The organism is Acidovorax sp. LjRoot66 (assembly GCF_964253305.1).
GTDB lineage: Bacteria > Pseudomonadota > Gammaproteobacteria > Burkholderiales > Burkholderiaceae_C > Acidovorax.
In genome coordinates this window covers 1,167,605-1,186,879 of record NZ_CAXUQU020000001.1, presented here as the reverse complement: position 1 = coordinate 1,186,879, position 19,275 = coordinate 1,167,605, and the positions used below count along the sequence as shown (strand labels likewise).

Annotated in this window: 14 protein-coding genes; 1 reads left to right on the top strand and 13 read right to left on the bottom strand. The window is 65.4% G+C overall.

The features are described 5' to 3' along the window. The first annotated feature begins 185 nt into the window (after positions 1 to 185). Positions 186 to 1,016 carry a hypothetical protein gene (locus ACSQ3Y_RS05625; protein ID WP_436176674.1) on the top strand — a complete coding sequence of 277 codons (831 nt, stop codon included), beginning with the start codon at positions 186 to 188 and terminating at the stop codon, positions 1,014 to 1,016. 252 nt (positions 1,017 to 1,268) lie between these two features. Here ACSQ3Y_RS05625 and ACSQ3Y_RS05620 read toward each other — a convergent pair whose 3' ends face one another. From ACSQ3Y_RS05620 to ACSQ3Y_RS05560, 13 genes are all read right to left on the bottom strand, one after another. Next, positions 1,269 to 2,375, bottom strand: coding sequence for a hypothetical protein (locus ACSQ3Y_RS05620; RefSeq protein WP_436176673.1), 1,107 nt, complete (start codon positions 2,373 to 2,375; stop codon positions 1,269 to 1,271). A gap of 136 nt (positions 2,376 to 2,511) precedes the next feature. Continuing rightward, complete coding sequence (locus ACSQ3Y_RS05615) at positions 2,512 to 3,684, bottom strand: hypothetical protein (RefSeq protein WP_436176672.1); 1,173 nt, start codon at positions 3,682 to 3,684, stop codon at positions 2,512 to 2,514. A gap of 373 nt (positions 3,685 to 4,057) precedes the next feature. Continuing rightward, complete coding sequence (locus tag ACSQ3Y_RS05610; protein WP_436176671.1) at positions 4,058 to 4,573, bottom strand: hypothetical protein; 516 nt, start codon at positions 4,571 to 4,573, stop codon at positions 4,058 to 4,060. 33 nt (positions 4,574 to 4,606) lie between these two features. Further along, the gene (locus ACSQ3Y_RS05605; RefSeq protein WP_436176670.1) at positions 4,607 to 6,403 is read right to left on the bottom strand and encodes a methyltransferase domain-containing protein; all 1,797 of its coding nucleotides are present in this window, start codon (positions 6,401 to 6,403) and stop codon (positions 4,607 to 4,609) included. A gap of 57 nt (positions 6,404 to 6,460) precedes the next feature. After that, positions 6,461 to 10,333 carry a glycosyltransferase gene (locus ACSQ3Y_RS05600; protein ID WP_436176669.1) on the bottom strand — a complete coding sequence of 1,291 codons (3,873 nt, stop codon included), beginning with the start codon at positions 10,331 to 10,333 and terminating at the stop codon, positions 6,461 to 6,463. Between the two features lie 351 nt (positions 10,334 to 10,684). Beyond that, a complete protein-coding gene (locus tag ACSQ3Y_RS05595; protein WP_436176668.1) occupies positions 10,685 to 11,581 on the bottom strand; it encodes a hypothetical protein in 897 nt (298 codons plus the stop codon). Continuing rightward, the gene (locus ACSQ3Y_RS05590; protein ID WP_436176667.1) at positions 11,578 to 12,693 is read right to left on the bottom strand and encodes a DUF1972 domain-containing protein; all 1,116 of its coding nucleotides are present in this window, start codon (positions 12,691 to 12,693) and stop codon (positions 11,578 to 11,580) included. The genes ACSQ3Y_RS05595 and ACSQ3Y_RS05590 overlap by 4 nt, the downstream gene beginning before the upstream one ends. Then, positions 12,690 to 13,661 carry a glycosyltransferase gene (locus ACSQ3Y_RS05585; protein ID WP_436176666.1) on the bottom strand — a complete coding sequence of 324 codons (972 nt, stop codon included), beginning with the start codon at positions 13,659 to 13,661 and terminating at the stop codon, positions 12,690 to 12,692. Before ACSQ3Y_RS05585 ends, ACSQ3Y_RS05590 begins: the two co-directional genes overlap by 4 nt. 32 nt (positions 13,662 to 13,693) lie before the next feature. Further along, positions 13,694 to 14,257: a dTDP-4-dehydrorhamnose 3,5-epimerase gene (gene rfbC / locus ACSQ3Y_RS05580; RefSeq protein WP_057200028.1), complete on the bottom strand. Its 564-nt coding sequence runs from the start codon at positions 14,255 to 14,257 to the stop codon at positions 13,694 to 13,696. Between the two features lie 18 nt (positions 14,258 to 14,275). Continuing rightward, positions 14,276 to 15,160: a glucose-1-phosphate thymidylyltransferase RfbA gene (gene rfbA, locus ACSQ3Y_RS05575; protein ID WP_436176665.1), complete on the bottom strand. Its 885-nt coding sequence runs from the start codon at positions 15,158 to 15,160 to the stop codon at positions 14,276 to 14,278. An 11-nt stretch (positions 15,161 to 15,171) separates the two neighbouring features. After that, the gene (rfbD, locus tag ACSQ3Y_RS05570) at positions 15,172 to 16,062 is read right to left on the bottom strand and encodes a dTDP-4-dehydrorhamnose reductase (protein WP_057200026.1); all 891 of its coding nucleotides are present in this window, start codon (positions 16,060 to 16,062) and stop codon (positions 15,172 to 15,174) included. Next, the gene (rfbB, locus tag ACSQ3Y_RS05565; RefSeq protein WP_436176664.1) at positions 16,059 to 17,147 is read right to left on the bottom strand and encodes a dTDP-glucose 4,6-dehydratase; all 1,089 of its coding nucleotides are present in this window, start codon (positions 17,145 to 17,147) and stop codon (positions 16,059 to 16,061) included. The genes rfbD and rfbB overlap by 4 nt, the downstream gene beginning before the upstream one ends. A 111-nt stretch (positions 17,148 to 17,258) precedes the next feature. Next, on the bottom strand, positions 17,259 to 19,244 hold the full coding sequence (locus ACSQ3Y_RS05560) for an SDR family oxidoreductase (RefSeq protein WP_057200242.1): 1,986 nt from the start codon (positions 19,242 to 19,244) through the stop codon (positions 17,259 to 17,261). Between the last annotated feature and the right edge of the window lie 31 nt (positions 19,245 to 19,275).

Sequence of the window (19,275 nt, the reverse complement as noted above, 5' to 3'; positions counted from 1 at the left end):
CGCGCAATCAGGTCGCCCCATGCCCCTTTGCAACCCAACGCCTCCATGCACTGACCGCCCCATCGGGCCGTGCCCCCAGCACTTTTCCCCGCCAGGCTTGCCCGGCTTTTCGACTTCTTGGGAGTGAGTACATGTCTACTCTTGGTTTCCTTTCACCCCCGCCGGGCAAACCGTCGCCAAGCGCCATGGCTATGCAGTTGGCAATGGCCGCCGCCGGCATCGCCCTGGCCGGGCAGGCACTGGCGCAGGTCGCCCCCCAGGGTACCGCTCCTGGCGCACTAGCGCGCCCAGGCACTGCAGTGGCTGCACCCCCGCCCGCGGCTGTGCCTCCAACAGCCACCTCCATCCAGGCGGGGGGCGCCAACCCCTTCGACGCCCAGCGCAAGGCATGGCCGGATCGCGTACCACCCGTCCCGCCACCACCACCACCGCCTCCGCCCGCCGTAGTGACCGACCAGGATCTGCAGCTGTACGGTGTTGTGATTGCAGGCAGCGTCAAAATGGCCAATGTGCGCCTGGGTCCGCGCTTTGCCAGCGCAGCCACCGAGGGGCGCCCATTCTCGACCTTCCGCGAGGGGCAGGCACTGGGCGAGTTCACACTGGCACAGGTCCACCCCACCCACGTGGTGCTGTCAGCACCCGGCGGGCAGCAGAGCATCTACTTCACAAAGAAGACGGACCGGGCTGCCGGCCCGGGGGCGCCAGCCCCTGTGGCGCAGGGCCAGGCCCCCGTTCAGGGCGCGACGCCGGTAGTGCAGGTGCCAGCTGGAGATCCCGCCGCCACGCAGGCAGCCGCCGCAGCGGTCGCGCCCCCACCAGGGGCCAATGCCGGGCAGGTTGCCCAGCAGCAGGCAGCGGCAGCCCCGGCGGCCCCACCGGCAGCCAACTCACCGAACTCAGCCAACACGGTGTTCAACAGCCTGTCCGAGGCACTGAATGCTGCACGCAACAATGCCAATATGCAGCAGAACCAGAGTGCCAACCCTTTCCAGGTTCCCAGCGCACCTCGGCAATGAAGCCTGCTTAGGAGGCTGCGCGGCAGAAAGCATCGAAGCGAAACGCTCCACAACCGAGGAACCGGTTTGTCGGGCGTTGCAGCCGTTGCTCCTTCTGCCCCGCAGCGTCTTGGCCCCGGCGCTGTGCGCGGGACCGGCAGCGGTGGCGAAGAGATAGCAGCAATCGATCCGACCCGCCGCGCGATCGCTTCATGGAATGAAAAAAGGCCCCTCGGGGCCTTTTTTACGTCTGAGCAAAGCGCTGGCTGGTGTTTACCAGATCTTGCCCTTGTTGACGAAGGAACCGTTGCTGTTCTTGAAGCCGAAATAGATTTCGACGTTGAACGCACGCAGGTCATCAGCCGTCAGATCCATGGTGGGTGTGAACTTGAGGGTTCCTGCATTGGCGATCTGACTGGAGTACGCAACGGTTTCAGGGTTGGGCAGTCCGAGCTGAACCCAGCTGTCAACCTTGCGGAAAAACCAGACATCGGTCGTGAAGAACAGGCCATTGGCTGGAATGCGCGCCGCGATCCACACGCTGGTCTTGTCACTGGCAGCGACGTCTGCAGTGGTCTGCGTCAACGTGACATCCAGCTTCAGAGGCTGACCGGTTGTAGACACCACGTTGGTGGTCACCGATCCTGCCGTCGTGGGCGTGGTGGGGACTGTCGGAATAGTCGGCGTGGTGGGAGTGGTAGGCGTCGTCGGCGTGGTGGGCGTCGTCGGGGTCGTAGGCGACGCAGCGTCCACGGGATCCGGGAAGGGGCTGGTCGTCCAGGAGATCTTGGCGTAGCCGGCCGCGTACTTGGGCATGTCGATGTCCAGGGCGCCCTGGTAGTCGTAGAGCGCGGCGCCGCTCAGCTGGCGCACGTAGAGCCACTTGCCCTGGTCGGTGCTGCTGCGGTTGGCATCGAGCTGTCCGCCCACGAAGCGCAGGGTGCCGCCACCGTCGTGCACGACGAAATGGTCGACGTCTTCGTTGACCAGGCGTGTGAACGAGGAGTCAATGCGCTCGCCGGTCTGCGCGGCCTGGTACTCTGCGCCGCTCAGGGGAGCGACACGGGTCGGCTCCTTGCCATAGCGCAGCACGAAAGCCGACTGGGTGGTTTGGGCCGCATAGCCCGAGAACAGGAACGAGCGCGTGCCTGCAGGAATGAAGATCTTGAATTCCTGGTTCTGCATCTGGAAGCCAGTGAACTCAGGCAGGGAGAGGGAGCCACCGCCAGGGAAGGCGCAGCCGCCGGTGCCAAAACCGATGGCGCAACCCGTCACGCCGGTAGGAGCGTATTGCTCCTTGAAGCCGACCTTGGTGTCGAAGGTATAGCTGCTGCTGCCGGACGGCAGAGACAGGGCAATTCTGTGCGCTGACTGGTGCATCGAAACAAAGTTTGCAGCCTGTGCAAACGTGCTCATTGCAGCCAAAAAAATAACAATTAGATACCGCATTGCATCCGCCCAAAAAAAAAAGGCCGCGAGCTCTCGCCGGCGGCCTTTTTACTAAAGTCGCAACTTCTTAGTTAGAAGGAGCGTAGTGCCACGTGACTTCTGGGCCAATCGTGTTGATGTAGGTAACAACGCCAGGACCGCCCGACTTGCCCAGGTTCACAGAAGGAGCCGAGGTTTGGCCAACGGAGACCGTTGGGTTTGCGTAGCGAACGTTAGCCCAGCCAGCGGTGAACGTGCCCACGCTGATCTGGCTACCGAAGGCCAGCCAGTCGTGTTCGAACACGCTGGTCGACGATGCTGGTGGCAGAGGCGAGATGTTGAACGTTGGACCGGCGATGGTGTTTTCGCTGTAATCGAACACATCAGCAGCGATCTGCACCTTCTGTTGGAAGGGGTACTGGCCGCTGATGACGTTACGGTACGTCAGCTTCGTGGGGAACGTGAAGGACACCAGCGAAGACTGGTTGCCACCAACAACGTAAGGCACGACGAACGAGGTCTTCCACAGTGCGTCTTCGATGTCAGCAACCGTAGCTTGCGAACGTGGAGCGCCCAGGCTGGAGTCAACACCGATGTTTTGCTTGATGCGGTTGTTGTAGTCAGCCAGTGCCAGGGTAGGCAGCGAAGCGTTCTGACCGTTCAGCGAGTTCGAGATGGTCAGGAAGCCAGCCAGCACGTTAGGCGTGTTGGTGTCAGCGACCACAGCTGGAGCTGCGTCAAATGCGGCCTTGATGGCAGCCTTGGCAACGCCAGGACGGTTAGGAGCGAGGTCGAATGCTTGCGATTCGATGATCGTGATGTAACCGATGTTGGTCAGTGGCGAGCGGCCTTCGCCAGCACCGCTCACGATCACTGCTGGGGTAGCAGCGGATGCGAAGGTGTTGGAGTTAGGCAGCAGGATCGAGTCGTCGCTGGACGTCACAACCGAACGCGTCGTTTGGCCGTTGGCGGCAGCGGCTTGGCTTGCCAGGGTACCGACCCACACGTCGCCAGGCGACAGGTAGATCAAGAAGTCCAGACGTTCTTCGGAGCGCTCGTTGTCGTGAATCACGACCTTGGCGACGACGGATTGCGTCAGGCTAGTGTTGATAACCTTCAACTCACTTTGCCATCCCCCACCGATGAAATACGAGGGAGCGACCAGCAAATCACCCAAACCAGCGTGATTCACGGTCACAGCGTTTGCAGCACCAGCAGCGAGCATGGCGCCCATTGCTACAGCAAGAAGTTTCTTCTTCATCACAGATTTCTCCATAAAAATTAAAAAAAGCACCTGAGCAAGCCCACACTCATAGCTTTACAAGTTTACACCAGATACTTCAACAATCCGCCCCGCGTACACAATCTAGACAAGCGGACTCTATGGACTGTTGATTCGCATCCTACACAATCGCCCCCCGGTTTGCGCAGGGGTGCGTAGATAAAATGTGTTTGGTGTCACAACTAGGGCGAAGGATGTTGCACCTCAGCAACAAGCGCCCGTTGTCCTTTTCCTGCACCCGACACGGCAAGCCTGCGGCCTGCCCTGCTGCGGCACAGCGGGCCAGAAGCAAGTCGCCAGAGAGCCGGCGGGCGTACCCAACTGACCCTTGCGGCGCTGCCACGGCCCCTCATCAGCGCGACTTCAGAACCGCGTCGAGATTGACGTGCTTCCACTGCCCATCCACGATCTCCCAGATATCGGAGGTGCGGAAATTGGAGTCAGACTTCTTCCCGGTCGGATCGACCAGTGTGAGCTCGACTTCCACATTGGCATTCTTGCCATCCTGGGTGACATCATGCACCTTGATGGATTTCAGGATCCAGGCTTTCGCATGGTATTCCGCATAGAACTTGGAATCCGTCCGCTTGGGGTCGATCCCATGCTCCAGATCGTAGCGCACGCCCCAGTTGCGGTCCACATGGGCTTGCCAATAGCGTTTGAAATTGGTAAGCACACCGATTTGCGCCATTTTGGGCTCGAGCGCAGGCGATTCGAACACCAGGTTCAGCGGCTTGGACTCCGTCGAAACCGTACTCGGTGCGACGGTTGCATTGCCTGCAGTCTGCGAGGTCGCGCAGCCGGCCAGCCATGGCAACACCGCGACCATGGCAGCGGCGAGCGTGATCTTTTGTGCAAAATTCTTCATGCGTGTCTCAAGATAGTGTGGAAGTTCAACGAATCACGGGTGGGCGACCCGCAGGGATGAGGGCTCTTGCAGCGTGTGAAAAAGCACCAATGGGATATGGGCAACCTGCTGATAGTTCACATCAATGATGCTGCGGCCACCATTTCGGCGCAATGCGTCACCCGCAAGCAGGACGCAAGGCGCCAAGACAGCAAAGGAACTGTCGGTCTGCGGCACCGGAGCGCTCAGGCAGCGCATGGGCGGCATCACGTCATCGCGCCCCAGGAAGGCGTCGTAGTCTGCCATGATGGCCCAGGTATCGGGGCGCACTTTGGCCAACGTGAACATCTCCTGCAGCGCGTTGAAGGAGAGCGTGGTGCCCTCCTGCAGCACCAGGCGATACTGTCCGAGCCAATCGTAGTCGCCTTCGGGATCCGTCCGCGCAACGATGGTCAGCCGCGAATCGAGCCGGGCAAAGTCTTCCATGGCTCTGCGCACTGCAGGTGACTGGTCGGGGTGCCCCAGCAGCAGCAGCTCCCAGCCCGAGTAGGTTTGGTGCACCAGCGAGAAGAAGGTGGCGGTGAGCGCCGCCACATCAAAAGGCTGCACCACGGCCGAGACGAACGGCGCGGCCACTGCCTGGGAATGGACTGTTTGCGCGCCCTGCGCGGCGCTTGCGCCAGACAATGCGCGCCAGCCATCCCTCATGAACCGCCACATGCCTGGCGGCACCACGGCGCGCACCATGTTCTTGGCGTGGAACAGGGCATGCGCTCGCCGCCCGGCCCCGAGGGATACCTCTTCGCCAGCATCGGCGATCAGGCGGTAGTACTGCGCCATGTAGCGCGCCTGGTCGTTGGCGAGCAACTGGCGCTCATGCGCCGTGGTCAGCTCCGAGCGCAGGTACTCCAGATCCATGCGCGCAGCCGCCAGCTTGCGGTCCAGGTCAGTCGCCACGACGGGAGACGCCCCCGCGAGGGATGGCATCGATGTCGAAGACAAGGTCTTGGGAGGATTGACCGCCCGGATGGACACCCCCGCGGCCAGCGTGCGCAGGTGGTGCTCGGGCAGCGCGCCGAGGGCATCCATGATGGCCACGTCCTGCGGATGGGCCGCCCCCGTGCCGGAACGCTGCAGGGCGTCGACCACCTCGCCCAGCGGCGTGGTGCGCAGCAGCGCTGCCGCATCGGCGGGCAGGCGGTCCAGGTAGACCCCGAGGAACCAGCTCAGCGACCACCGCGGGTGCTGGTGGGGTTCCACACCGCTCCAACGCAGGTCAAACTCGCGGAACCACTCGCGCAGGCCGGTTTCGGTGGCGTTGTAGAAATGGTGGGGGTAGCCGTGTTCGGGCTGCAGGAAGGCGGTGTCGATCTTGACCACGCCGCCCGGCTTGAGCACGCGGCGAATCTCCTCCACCGCCGCCTGAGGGTACTGCAGGTGCTCGAACACCGCCTGGCTGATCACCGCGCCAAAGCTGTTGTCCCGGAACGGCAGCCGGTCGGCAGAGCCGACCACGTCCGTCATGGGGTAGCGAAAGATGTCGATCTGCACCACGTTGTCCCAGCGCTGCAGCTTGCCGCCTGCGCCCAGGTCGAGCACCCATTCGTCCCGATGCTCCTCGATGATCCTGAGCGACTCCTGGCTGTAGGGGTGGCGCGATACCGGATCGTCCACCGAGGCCTCCCCCGTTCCCGCCTCCTCGATGGTCTCAGGCAGCAGCACGGGCACCCCATTGCGCAGGGGGTAGGCCGCCTCGCAGCCGCCACACACCACCCGGCTCTCGTGCTGGATCAGTCTGGAGCCGCAACGCGGGCAGGCCAGCAGGGGCAAAAGGGAGTCAAGTCGGCTCATACGGTGGATTTAAGGAAGGAAACGGGCAGGCAAGTGAGGACGGCGACAAGCGCCGTTTCAGGAAACGCGGGGGGGCCAGGCCAGCGAAAAATCTTCGGCGTCGATGGTCAGGTTGGGGTTGTAGCAGGGGTCGTTGGCCAGCAAGGCAGGCCAACGGGTCTGCAGGATCTTCACTTCCGAGTTGAAGCGCTTTTGCTTCTCGGGCGTGTCCTCATAGCCGCGCGAGACGGACTCGTGGTGGATCAGTTCGGCATAGGGCGTCCAGTGGTTGCGGTAGCCCGCCTCACGCACGCGCAGGCAGAAGTCCACGTCATTGAAGGCCACGGCCAGGCTCTCGTCCAGGCCGCTCACCTCTTCGTAGACCGACTTGCGCAGCAGCAGGCAGGCCGCCGTCACGGCGACGAAGTCCTGCGCCAGCACCGCGCGGCCCATGTAGCCATGCTGGCCCCGGGCCAGCAGCTTGTGCGCATGGCCGGCTACGCCGCAGACCAGCACCACGCCTGCGTGCTGGATGCGACCATCGGGGTACCACAGGCGGGCGCCCACGCAGCCCACGCCGGGCTCCAGCGCAGGGCCGACCATTTCATCGAGCCACTCGGGGTGGGTGGCCTCGATGTCGTTGTTCATGAGCAGCACGAACTCGCCACGCGTGGCTTCGTGCACCGCACGGTTGTTGATGGCCGAGAAGTTGAACGGGCCATCGTCGCGCAACACCCGGATCTGCCCCGACGCCGTGCGCTCGGCCAACAGCTGCAGCGAAGCCGCTTCGTCGCTGCCGTTGTCCATCACGATGATTTCGTAGTTGGGGTAGCGGGTCTGCACCAGGCTGTCGAGGCACTGGCGCAGGATCTTCTCGCCATTGCGGGTGGGAATGACGATGCTCACCAGCGGGGGGTTGGCCGGAATGCCCCAGCGCACACGGTACATGCCCGAGGCCTCGGGCGCCTCCAGCACCTCGCCTTGCAGGCCGCGGCGCTGCAGATGCTCCTGCAGCGCACGCCGGCCGGCCTCGAAGGCATAGCTCTTGTTGCCATGGCCCGAGGCCGTGCTGCCGGTTGCCGTTCGCCAGTGGTACAGAATTTGCGGCACGTGGAGCACGGCGGCAGCTTCCACGCTGTCAATGGCGCGCAGCGCCAGATCGTAGTCTTGCGCGCCCTCGAAGCCCACGCGCGGACCACCGAGCTGGCGCATGAAGTCGGCGTCATAAACCGCGAAGTGGCACATGTAGTTGTGCGAGCGCAGCAGGCCCAGGTTGAAATCGGGCTTGAAATACGGATCGAAGCGCCGGCCGGTCTGATCGATCTTGTCCTCGTCGGAATACAGCACCTTGCCCTGCGGGTGGCGCGCAAAGGCCTGCATGGCGCGCAGCAGCGCATGGGGCGTGAGCTCGTCGTCATGGTCGAGCAGGGCGATGTACTGACCCTTGGCCAAGCCGATGGCGGTGTTGGTCGCCACCGAAATGTGCTGGTTCTTTGCGTGGAAAGCCAGCCGGATGCGGGAGTCTTGCGCGGCCGCAGCCTCCAGCAGCTCGCGCGTGCCTGCCTTGGTCGAGGCATCGTCGCAGATGCACAGCTCCCAGTGCGGGTAGACCTGGTTCTTCACCGAGGCAATGGCACGGCCCACATCCTGCGGATCGGGGTTGTAGACCGGCATGACGATGGAAACCAGCGCCTTGCGCGGCAGCTCGGCCGCCTCGGCCACCAGGCGCGAGAGCTTGACCGGGTCAATGGTGTCGTATTTCGCCACCCAGTCGGCATAACTGCGTGGTGCGGCACCGGCCACCGGATCCGGCACGGGCGCACCGGCATCCAGGGCTTCCAGCTCATGGCCGGAGCCATGCAGCATGCGCCGCAGACGCTGGCGCACGCCCTGCACACCCTGGGTGCGCAGCACCGACACCGTGCGCTTGACCAGGTGCGACAGGCCCACACCCCGGCCGCGGGCGACCGAATAGGCCGCCACGACGCTCCTGGCGTACCGCGGCAGCCGGACCACCAGGCGCAACGGCCGGGTGATCTTCCACGAGCGCGATCCCGTCACCAGACGCAGCTGGTGCTGCGTGGCGTCCATCATGGTCTGCAGGTTGTGCGCATGGTTGCGCGCCAGGGCGATCTCGGCCTCCAAGGCCGTGGCAGAGGTCTCCAGGGAACCGATGCGCGCCTGGGCATCGGTGTACAGGTCCAGCACGTTCGCGCCGTGCTGGTGGGCCAGGTCACGCTCGCGCATTACAGCGTGGAGCTCGACGATGGTGGCATCACGCTCCTGCTGCACCACGTCGCGCGCAGCACATGCCAGGTCGTGCGCCTCGCCCAGGTGGTGCGCGTCCTGGCGGGCCTTGTCGGCTGCCTGCATGGCATCCATGGCGCGCTGCTGCTGGTCCATCAGGTCCTGCGCCAGCCGCTTCACATCCTTGTCGCGCTCGGCCAGCTGAGACAACACGCTGCGCCGCGACAGCGAGCGTGTCACCAGTTCCTCGAAGGTCTGCCTGGACTGCAGCACCTGCCATTTGGCATACAGCTGGGCCGTGGCATCGGCCGCGCGCTGACGGTCGGCCTGCACGCCCTCGCCCGCCCCGGCATGGATGCGGTAGGCAGCCGATACGCCGGGCACGAACTCGAACGGCGTGCGGCTTTCCACCTGCAGCCAGAAATCCCAGTCCTCGTACAGATCGAAGCGCTCGTCGAAGGCGGCGCCGCCGGCCTGCACCAGGCTGCGGTGGAACAGCACCGAGTGGATGGGCATGAAGTTGCCGTAGCGCAGCTCGCCCGAGGCATAGGGGAACTGGAAGATCTCGCCCACGGGCTCGCTCTTGGCATCGACGCATTCCACCGCCGTGTGCACCGCCTTCACCGTGGCGCTCTGGCGTACGGCCAGCACCAGCTTGGCAATGTGGTCCGGGTAGAACCAGTCATCGTCGTCCAGGAAGATGAGGTACTCGCCGGTTGCCGCTGCCATGCCGGCATTGGCCGCCAGCGCGCGGTTGAGCTTCCTGCCCTGGGAGACCAGGGTGACCGGCACGGGGCCGTCGGCCCACTGCGTACCAGGCAGGCCGTCGCCGGCGGCGTCCACCAGCACGATGTCCAGATGCGGGTAGGTCTGCAGCGCCACGGACCCAAGGGCCTTGGCCAGCGTGGGGCGGCCCATGGTGCGCACGATGACCGAGACCAGCGGCAGGTCCTGCGGCAGCACGGCCACGCCGCGGCCCAGCAGGCGCTGCCTTTCGCCCTCGATCAGCAGCGGGCCGCCGGCGCGCAGATCGGCCGAGGTATAGCTCTCGAAAGCCTCGGCGTATTCCGACGCCGGGAACAGCGTGAGCGCACGAAAACGGTTGAGCGCGGAGATGAAACTCGCATACGGCAGCTTCTTCTCCTGGCTGGCAAAGACCTGCATGGCCTGCTGCTTGAGCGCCCACACGGGCGTGATGTCCAACAGCCGGTTGGGCCTGAGCGGCGCGCTCACCTCGTACAGGTGCAGGCCCACGCCCTCCAGCCGGCGCACGGCCTCGATGGCGCACAGCGCCGTGGCGCGGTGGTCGGGGTGCAGCTCCCAGGGCGACGGGGCGTACACCACGTCGGCGCCGGTATCGGCCACCGCCTGGATGATCCTGTGCACCAGCGCTTCGCCATAGGTGACTTCACGGTCCTGAAGGCCCCAGCACTGGGGCGGCGGCAGGCCCAGCACACGGGCCGCATCGGTACTTTCGGAGAGGCGGGTGTCTGCATACCCCTTGGCCGCACCTTCTTCGCCATGCCCGCCAGCGGTCAGCAGGACGACATGCACGGAGTGCCCCGCCTGAACATGCCCGGTGATGGCCCCGCCGCATCCAAAGACTTCGTCATCGGGATGGGGCGCCAGGACGAGTACGCCCCCTGGGGCGGGAGGCACGGGTGAGGCGTGGTAGGGGATGATCTCAGCCTCGCTAGGGTGCATGTTGTGCATTCAGATCAGGAAAGGAACGTGGGAACGGTCTGTGGCGCATGGAAACCGGTGTGCTTCCGCAAAAAAGGCGCAGGCACGGCAAGGGCCGGTCCCTCGTCAACGAAAAGGACCGCCGTGGATGCCAGGCAGAGACCAGGTCTGTGGGATTTTTCGCTTGAAGCCCGCCGCAGCGGCCCTCAGAGCAGGTCTGCAATTCTATATTCTGTCGTATGCAGCCACGATCATGCGCTTATCCTGGCAATGGCAACGGATTGTTGCACCACAAGGCCCTCTTGCGTCCAAAATATTGCGCATTGGTGCGACACCGGTCACACCCGGCGGCATCTCCCTCGGCGCACGGCCCTACCCAGGCGGGCGTTGCAACAGCCCGTGCACCCCGCCCCGGACTGCGGCGAGCAGGCGCGCCAGCCGCCGCTCGGGCAGCAGTGGCTGCAGCAGCAGCTTGCGCGCCAGCGGGGCGAGCAGCTTGCGGCGCCAGCCACGGGGCACGTCATGGGAACGCATTAGCCACAGCGTGTTGCGCACCTGGAAGTAGATGCGCTGCGGCGGATGCGCCAGCACCTGGCGCCCCAGCACCTTCACGCCCGCCTTGCCGATGGTGTGCTGCAATACCACCGCCCCCGTCTGCATCACCGCCCATCCCCGGTGGCGCGCACGCCAGCACCACTCGGTATCGACCATGTCCACGAACCAGCCCCCTCTGAATGGGCCTACGGCGGACAACGCTGCAGCCGGGTACAGGCACCCGGAGGTGATTACATGGTCCACCGCCACCGTCTGCTGCGCGGACCAGGGGTCTGCGGACGGCACCAGGCGCTGATGCGCATCCACGCGCTGGACGGGCAGTGCCCGTCCCGTGGTTTCGTCGCGCACGGCGGGGCCGAGCGCCGCCCAGCCGCCAGCGGCATCACCGGCCCGCGCCCAGATGTCCAGCAGGCCGGTCAGGTACCCGGCGGGGGGCAGGGAATCCTGGTCAAAACTCAGCAGGAAGTCAAAGGCGCCATCCAGCGCCCGCTGGCGCGCCAGGTTGAGCGCGGCACCCACGCCCAGGTTGCCTGGCGCCAGGTGCCACTGCACGGCGGTCATGCCCGACCAGGGCCCCGCCGCCGGGTCGATGGTCTGGCCGTTGTCGATGACCAGCACCTGCGCCACATCCGGCAGCAGTCGCGCGATCAAGGCCGACAGCCTGTGGCTGTCCGGGTGGTACGCCACCACGCAGGCCAGAACGCGCGGCGTCATGGCGTGGCACCCGGCCCGCTGCACAGTGCCTCGTAGGCGTCGGCAATGGCCTCCCAGCGATAGCGCTGCGCCAGCGATGGCCCTGGCACCCACGCGCTCGCCTGCGGTCTTTGCAAATGCCGGGTGAGCATGGATACGTCGGCAAAGTAGCCCCCCCCGTCCCCCAGCGTGTAGCGATTGAAGACGCAATCGAAGGCCAGCAGCGGCCGCTGGTACGGCAGCATCTCGACCAGCGAGGGATTGGTGCCCCCCACGCTGTGCCCGTGCAAATAGATATGGCAACCGGCGCGCAGGGCCGCCAGCGCCTTGGGGTCGAACAGGGAATCGATGAAGCGCACGCGCGGCTCGCCCTGGTAACGCGCGAGCAGCTCACGCCCCAGCGGCGTGGCGCTGAAGTTGCCCACCAGCACATACAGCGGCTGGGGCGATGCCAGAAAGGCCTGCAGCATCTCGGCGATGTGGTTCTCGGGTTCGATGCGCGCCACGGTCAACAGGTAACCGCCGGGCGCCAGGCCAAAGCGTTCCTTGAGCAGCGCGTGCGCCTGGTCCGCAGGCAACTGCAGCACATGGTCGCAGCCATAGGCGATGACGCTGCTGGTGCGGCCATAGCGGCCCAGCACCATGTCGGCAATGCCCTGGTTGTCGCTGACCACCACATGGGCGTGGCGCACGGCCAGGGCCTCGCTGCGCTCGAGGAACCAGCGCTTGAACCCGGTCCATTTGTCGCGCCGGGTCTCCAGCCCGTCCACATTCACGATGATGCGCCGTGGGCCGGCCATGCGGCGCAGCAGGGGCAGGAAGATGCCGCCCGACACGCCCATCACCAGCATGGCATCCACCCTGCGCCAGCACACCAGGAAGTTGAGCAGGTCATAGGGCACCGACCACAGGCCGTTGGCACGCAATGGCAGGTAGCGGTGCGCCAGGCGCTCGCCATCCGCCGCCAATGCGGTGCGGCCCACAGAGGAACCGAAGACCAGTGTGGCATGCCCCCGCCGCGCCAGCCGGGGGGCAAGCTGATCGACGCAGGTCTCGAAGCCGCCATAGCGTGCCGGCAGGCCATCGGTACCGATGACCGCGATGCGCAGCGGTCCCCTGGAGGAATCGGTCATCGCTGCGTGCCTTGGGCCGGCGGGCGCAGCGCCTGCAGCACCAGAAAGAGCCCCATGGCCCGGCGCCGCCGCGTGGGCCCCGACACCAGCGCGTGCCAGGCCAGGTGCAGCGCCACCCGCACACGGCTGCGGCCAGCCCAGGGCATCGACAGCCAGCCGGGAACCTGGGCCGCCGGGGACGCCCCAGGCAGGGCGCCACCCTGCTGCGCCCGGGCCCAGGCCATGGACTGGACCAGCACCCGCTCGGCCAGTTGCATGCCGCGCCGCAGCTGCTCGCCCAGCGACCGCTGGCGCGATGCACCCAGCAGGTTGGCGCCGTGCTGGCGGTACAGCGACAGGCATTGCGGCACGCAGGCCAGGCGCTGCATGCGCTGCGCCACCAGCGCCACGGCCCAGTCGTGCATCACATAGGCCGAAGGCTCGGGCAGGCGGGCCACGCAGGCCAGCATGTCGCCCGAGAGCGCCAACGTGTGCCCGATCACCGGGTTGACCAGCAACAGGCGCCGGGCGTCGAGGTCACGGGGCACGGCATAGGGGTTGCCGGTGTAGAAAGTGGGCTGCAGGGGCGCGAGCGCCTCGTCCACCACCTGCACATCGTGGAACAGCGCCCAGGGCTGCGGCAGCCCGGCGGCGGCATCGAGCATGGCCGCCACCTTGCCAGGCAGCCATACATCGTCCTGGTCGGCCAGGAAAATGCAATCGCCTGCGCCCACCTTGGGGGCCAGTTGCGCCATGGCATTGAAGAAGGACAAGGCGGGGCCGGGGGCGTTGTCGACCCAGTGCAGTTCCAGCGGTGCCTCGCTTGCATCCTGCGCCAGCTGCGCCAGCACTTCACGCGTGCCGTCCTCCGATGCATGGTCGAAGACGTGGATCACGTCCACGGCCCGGGACTGGGCGCGGATCGAGGCAATCTGCTGTGCGATGAAAGGTGCCCCGTTGTGGCTGCACAGGAGCACATGCAGGGTCATGCCGGACTTTTCAGGTGCGCCACGGCCCGCCGTCAGCGGGCGGCGACAGCAGCGAAGACTTCCGCATTCTCCAGGGTCAGGCCCTGCTGGTCCTTGGCCGACAGCAAAGGGTTGGCACCGATGTCGGGCCACTCGATGCCGATGGAGGGGTCGTTCCAGATGATGCAGCGCTCGTGCGCCGGCGCGTAGTAGTCGGTGGTCTTGTACAGGAACTCCGCCGTCTCGCTGAGCACGAGGAAGCCGTGCGCAAAGCCTGGCGGCACCCACAGCTGGCGGTGGTTGTCTTCGCTCAGCTCTTCGCCGACCCACTGGCCGAAGGTGGGCGAGGCCTTGCGGATGTCCACCGCCACGTCGAACACGGCACCGCGCACCACGCGCACCAGCTTGCCCTGGGGCTGCTGGACCTGGTAGTGCAGTCCACGCAGCACGCCGCGGGCGCTGCGGCTGTGGTTGTCCTGCACGAACTGGTGGTCGGTACCGGTGGCCTCGTTGAAGGCACGCTGGTTGAAGCTCTCGAAGAAGAAGCCGCGCGCATCGCCGAACTTCTTGGGTTCGATCAGCACGACATCGGGAATGGCCAGGCGGGTTGCTTGCATGGAGTGAATTTCAGGAAATCAGTAGATCTTTTCTTTGAGCACGCGCATCAGGTACTGGCCGTACCCGTTCTTGGTCAGCGGCTGGGCCAGACGCTCGAGTTGGGCGCTGTCGATCCACTGGCTGCGCCAGGAAATCTCTTCAGGGCATGCGATCTTCAGGCCCTGGCGGTGCTCCAGCGTGGCGATGAACTGGCCGGCTTCAAGCAGGCTCTCGTGCGTGCCGGTATCCAGCCAGGCGTAGCCCCGGCCCATGATCTCCACATTCAACTGGCCGCGCTCCAGGTACAGGCGGTTGAGGTCGGTGATCTCGTACTCGCCGCGGGCCGAGGGCTTGAGCCCCTTGGCCAGCTCCACCACTTGGTTGTCGTAGAAGTACAGGCCCGTCACCGCATAGCTCGACTTGGGGACCTTGGGCTTTTCTTCGAGTGACAGCACCTTGCCCTGGGCATCGAACTCGGCCACGCCATAGCGCTCAGGGTCATGCACATGGTAGGCGAACACGCTGGCGCCACTCTGGCGCTCAGTCGCGTTGCCCAGCAGTTCGTGGAAGTCGTGGCCGTGGAAGATGTTGTCGCCCAGCACCAGCGCGCTGGGGGAATCGCCGAGGAAGGATTCGCCGATCACGAAGGCCTGGGCCAGGCCGTCCGGGCTTGCCTGCACCGCGTACTGCAGATTGATGCCCCACTGGCTGCCATCGCCGAGCAGTTGCTCGAAGCGCGGCGTGTCCTGCGGCGTGCTGATCACCAGGATGTCGCGGATGCCCGCGAGCATCAAGGTGCTCAGCGGGTAATAGATCATGGGTTTGTCGTACACCGGCAGCAACTGCTTGCTGATGGCCAGGGTGGCCGGGTGCAGCCGGGTACCGGAGCCTCCGGCGAGGATGATGCCTTTGCGTGCCGTCATGGTGGTCGTTCTCAGAGAATCTCGGTGAGCATGCGCGCCACGCCCGTCTGCCAATGCGGCAGGGTCAGACCGAAAGTGCTGCGCAGCTTGGTGGTGTCCAGGCGCGAGTTGTGGGGGCGCACGGCCGGGGTGGGGAAGGCGCTGGTCGGAACGGGCGCCACTTCCTTGGCAATGATCTTTTCAGCCACCGGGTGCCTGGCGGCCACCGCCAGCACGTACTTCGCGTACTCGTTCCAGTTGGTCTCGCCAGCCGCCACCAGGTGGTACAGGCCCGCATCTTCGGGGCGCTGCTGCAGGTGGCGGATGGCATGGGCCGTCACGTCGGCCAGCAGGTCCGCGCCGGTGGGGGCGCCCCACTGGTCGTCGATCACCGTCAGGCGCTCGCGCTCCTGGGCCAGGCGCAGCATGGTCTTGGCGAAATTGCCGCCGCGTGCCGCATAGACCCAGCTGGTGCGCAGGATCAGGTGCCTGGCACCCGACTGGGCGATCAGCTGCTCGCCTTCGAGCTTGGTGCGGCCGTAGACGCTCAGGGGCGCAGGGGCATCGGTCTCCACCCAGGGGCGGCTGCCGCTGCCATCGAACACATAGTCGGTGCTGTAGTGCACCAGCCAGGCGCCGAGCTTCGCGGCCTCCTGCGCAATGGCGCCGGGCGTGGTGGCGTTGAGGGTGCGCGCGAAGTCGACCTCGCTCTCGGCCTTGTCCACGGCGGTGTGGGCGGCAGCATTGACGATGACGTCAGGGCGCAGGGCGCGCACCGTCTCGGCTACGCCGGCCGGGTTGGCGAAGTCACCGCAGTGTTCCGTGCTGTCGAAATCCAGCGCCGTGACGGTACCGAACACCGACAGGCTGCGCTGCAGCTCCCAGCCGACCTGGCCGCCCTTTCCAAAGAGCAGGATGTTCATGCGCTGGCATCCGCCACGGCTGCGGGCTCCTGCGCATACTGGGTCTGCACCCAGTCGCGGTAGGAACCGGTCTGCACGCTGGCCACCCAGTCGGCATGGTCCAGGTACCACTGCACTGTCTTGCGGATGCCGGTGTCAAAGGTCTCGGCGGGCTTCCAGCCCAGTTCGCGCTCGATCTTGCGCGCATCGATGGCGTAACGGCGGTCGTGGCCCGGGCGGTCCTTCACATAGGTGATCTGGGTGCGGTAGCTCTGGCCGTCGGCACGAGGGCGCAACTCGTCGAGCAGGCCGCAGACCATGTTCACGATCTCGATGTTGGGCTTTTCGTTCCAGCCGCCCACGTTGTAGGTCTCGCCAGCAGTGCCGGCTTCCAGCACGCGGCGGATGGCGCTGCAGTGGTCCTTCACGTACAGCCAGTCGCGCACCTGCATGCCGTCGCCGTAGACCGGCAGGTTCTTGCCGGCCAGGGCGTTGACGATCATCAGCGGGATCAGCTTCTCGGGGAAGTGGTAGGGCCCGTAGTTGTTGCTGCAGTTGGTGGTCAGCACCGGCAGGCCATAGGTGTGGCGCCAGGCGCGCACCAGGTGGTCGCTGGCGGCCTTGCTGGCGCTGTAGGGGCTGTTGGGCTCGAAACCGCGCGTCTCGGCAAAGGCCGGGTCGGTGGGTGCCAGCGATCCGTAAACCTCGTCGGTGGAGACGTGCAGGAAGCGGAAGGCTTCGCGCTCGCCCTCGGGCAGCGCGCTCCAATAGGCACGCACGGCCTCCAGCAGGCGGAACGAGCCAACGATGTTGGTCTGGATGAAATCCTCGGGTCCGTGGATGGAGCGGTCCACATGCGATTCGGCCGCGAAGTTGACCACCGCGCGGGGTTGGTGCTCGGCCAGCAGGCGGGCGATGAGGGCGCTGTCGCCGATATCGCCCTGCACGAAGACATGGCGTGCATCACCCTGGATGCTGTCCAGGTTGTGCAGATTGCCCGCGTAGGTGAGCTTGTCGAGGTTGACGACAGGCTCGCTGGAGGCAGCAAGCCAGTCAAGAACGAAGTTGGCGCCGATGAAACCCGCGCCGCCGGTAACCAGAATCATAGGGTGGGCTGTGTGAAATGCCTGCTCGGCAGAACCCGCGATTATCCCACCCTGCCCGGTTACCCGGTAACAGAGTTCAACACGGGCTCCCCGGGGCGGGTTGAAAGGCCATCAGAAATGGATACCGCGCATCATCTGCTGCAGCGCCACCGCCTCGGCCGACAGCTGTGGCTTGGCGTCCTTGCTGCCCTTGGCGGCAGTGGAATCCGGGAACATGCGAAAGCTGGTGTTCATGGTGATCTGCGCCACGCGGGGCACCAGGGCATGCAGTAACTGGCCGGTGATGCCCAGGCGCGTGGCGATGCGCACCGGCTTGAAGATACAGGCCTGGGCGATCATGTCCGCCGCCTCCTCGGGGCTCAGCGTGGGCACGTTGTTGTAGATCTTGGTCGGCGCGATCATGGGCGTGCGCACCAGCGGCATGTTGATGGTGGTGAAGGTGATGCCCTGGTCGGCGAACTCGCTCGACGCGCAGCGCGTCCAGGCATCAAGCGCCGCCTTGCTGGCCACATAGGCCGAAAAGCGCGGCGCATTCGTCAGCACGCCGATGGAGCTGATGTTGACCACATGGCCCTTGCGCTTGGCCACCATACCCGGCAAAAAGCCCATGGTCACGCGCAGGCAGCCGAAGTAATTGAGCTGCATGGTGCGCTCGTAGTCGTGGAAACGGTCATAGCTCGACTCGATGGCGCGGCGGATGGAGCGGCCCGCGTTGTTGATGAGGAAGTCCACGCCGCCATGCTTGTCGACCAGGAGTTGCACGAAGCGGTCGCAATCGGCCATGTCGGCGATGTCGGCGGCGTAGGCGATGAACTCGTAGCCCTTGGCCCGGGCCTCGGCGCAAGCCTCGTCGAGCTTGTCCTGGTCGCGCCCGCAGATGACGGTGGTGGCACCGGCCTCGGCGAACTTGTGCGCCGCTGCCAGGCCGATGCCCGAGGAGCCCCCCGTCACCAGCACCACCTTGCCGGCCACCGTGCCCTTGAGGCTGCGGTCGATGAACAGCTCGGGGTCGAGGTTGCGCTCCCAGTAGTCCCACAGGCGCCAGGCGTAGTCCTTGAGATTGGGGCAGGTCACGCCCGAGCCCTTGAGCGCCGCCAGGGTCTCGCGGCAGTCAAAGCGCGTGGGGTAGTTCACGAAGGTCAGCATGTCCTCGGGCAGGCCCAGGTCCTTCAAGACAGCGTTGCGCACCCGGCGCACCGGCGCCATGGCCATCAGGCTCTTCTTGATGCCCTTGGGGATGAAGCCCAGCAGCGCGGCATTGATGAACAGGTTCATGCGCGGCGCATGCGCGGCGCGGCTGAAGATATCCAGCACGTCGCCCACGCGGTAGCCCACCGGGTCCACCAGGTGGAAGCACTTCTTGCCGATGTCCTTCTGGTGGCTGATGACGTTGAGCGCGTTGACCACGAAGTCCACCGGCACGATGTTCACGCGCCCGCCTTCCAGGCCCACGGTGGGCATCCAGGGCGGCAGCAGCTGGCGCAGGCGCTGGATCAGCTTGAAGAAATAGTAGGGGCCGTCGATCTTGTCCATCTCGCCGGTCGTGCTGTCGCCCACCACCATGGCCGGGCGGTACACCGTCCAGGGCACCTTGCAGTCCTGGCGTACGATCTTCTCGCTCTCGTGCTTGGTCTGGAAGTAGGGGTGATCGAGGCCCTCGGCCTCCTCGAACATGTCCTCGCGGAACACGCCCTCGTACAGGCCGGCAGCCGCGATGGACGAGACGTGGTGGAAATGCCCGGCGTCGATGGCCTTGGCAAGATCGACCGTGTTACGCGTGCCCTCGATGTTCACGGCCACTTGGGTCTCTTCGTCGGCACCGAGGTCGTAGACCGCGGCCAGGTGGTAGAAATGGTCGATCTGACCCTTGAGCTTTTTCACGTCCTCGGAGGCCACGCCGAGCTTCTTGGCCGTGAGGTCGCCGAACACCGGCACGGCCCGTGCGGCCGACACGCCCCAGTAGCTGCGCAGGTCGGCCACCTTGTCCGCGCTTTCTCGCCGGATCAGGAAGTGCACCACGGCGCCCTTTCGCTCCAGCAGCTTCTTTACGAGCCGCTTGCCAATGAACCCCGTCGCTCCCGTCACGAAATACTGCATGAAAAACTCCTGTGAGATCTGTTCATTCTTG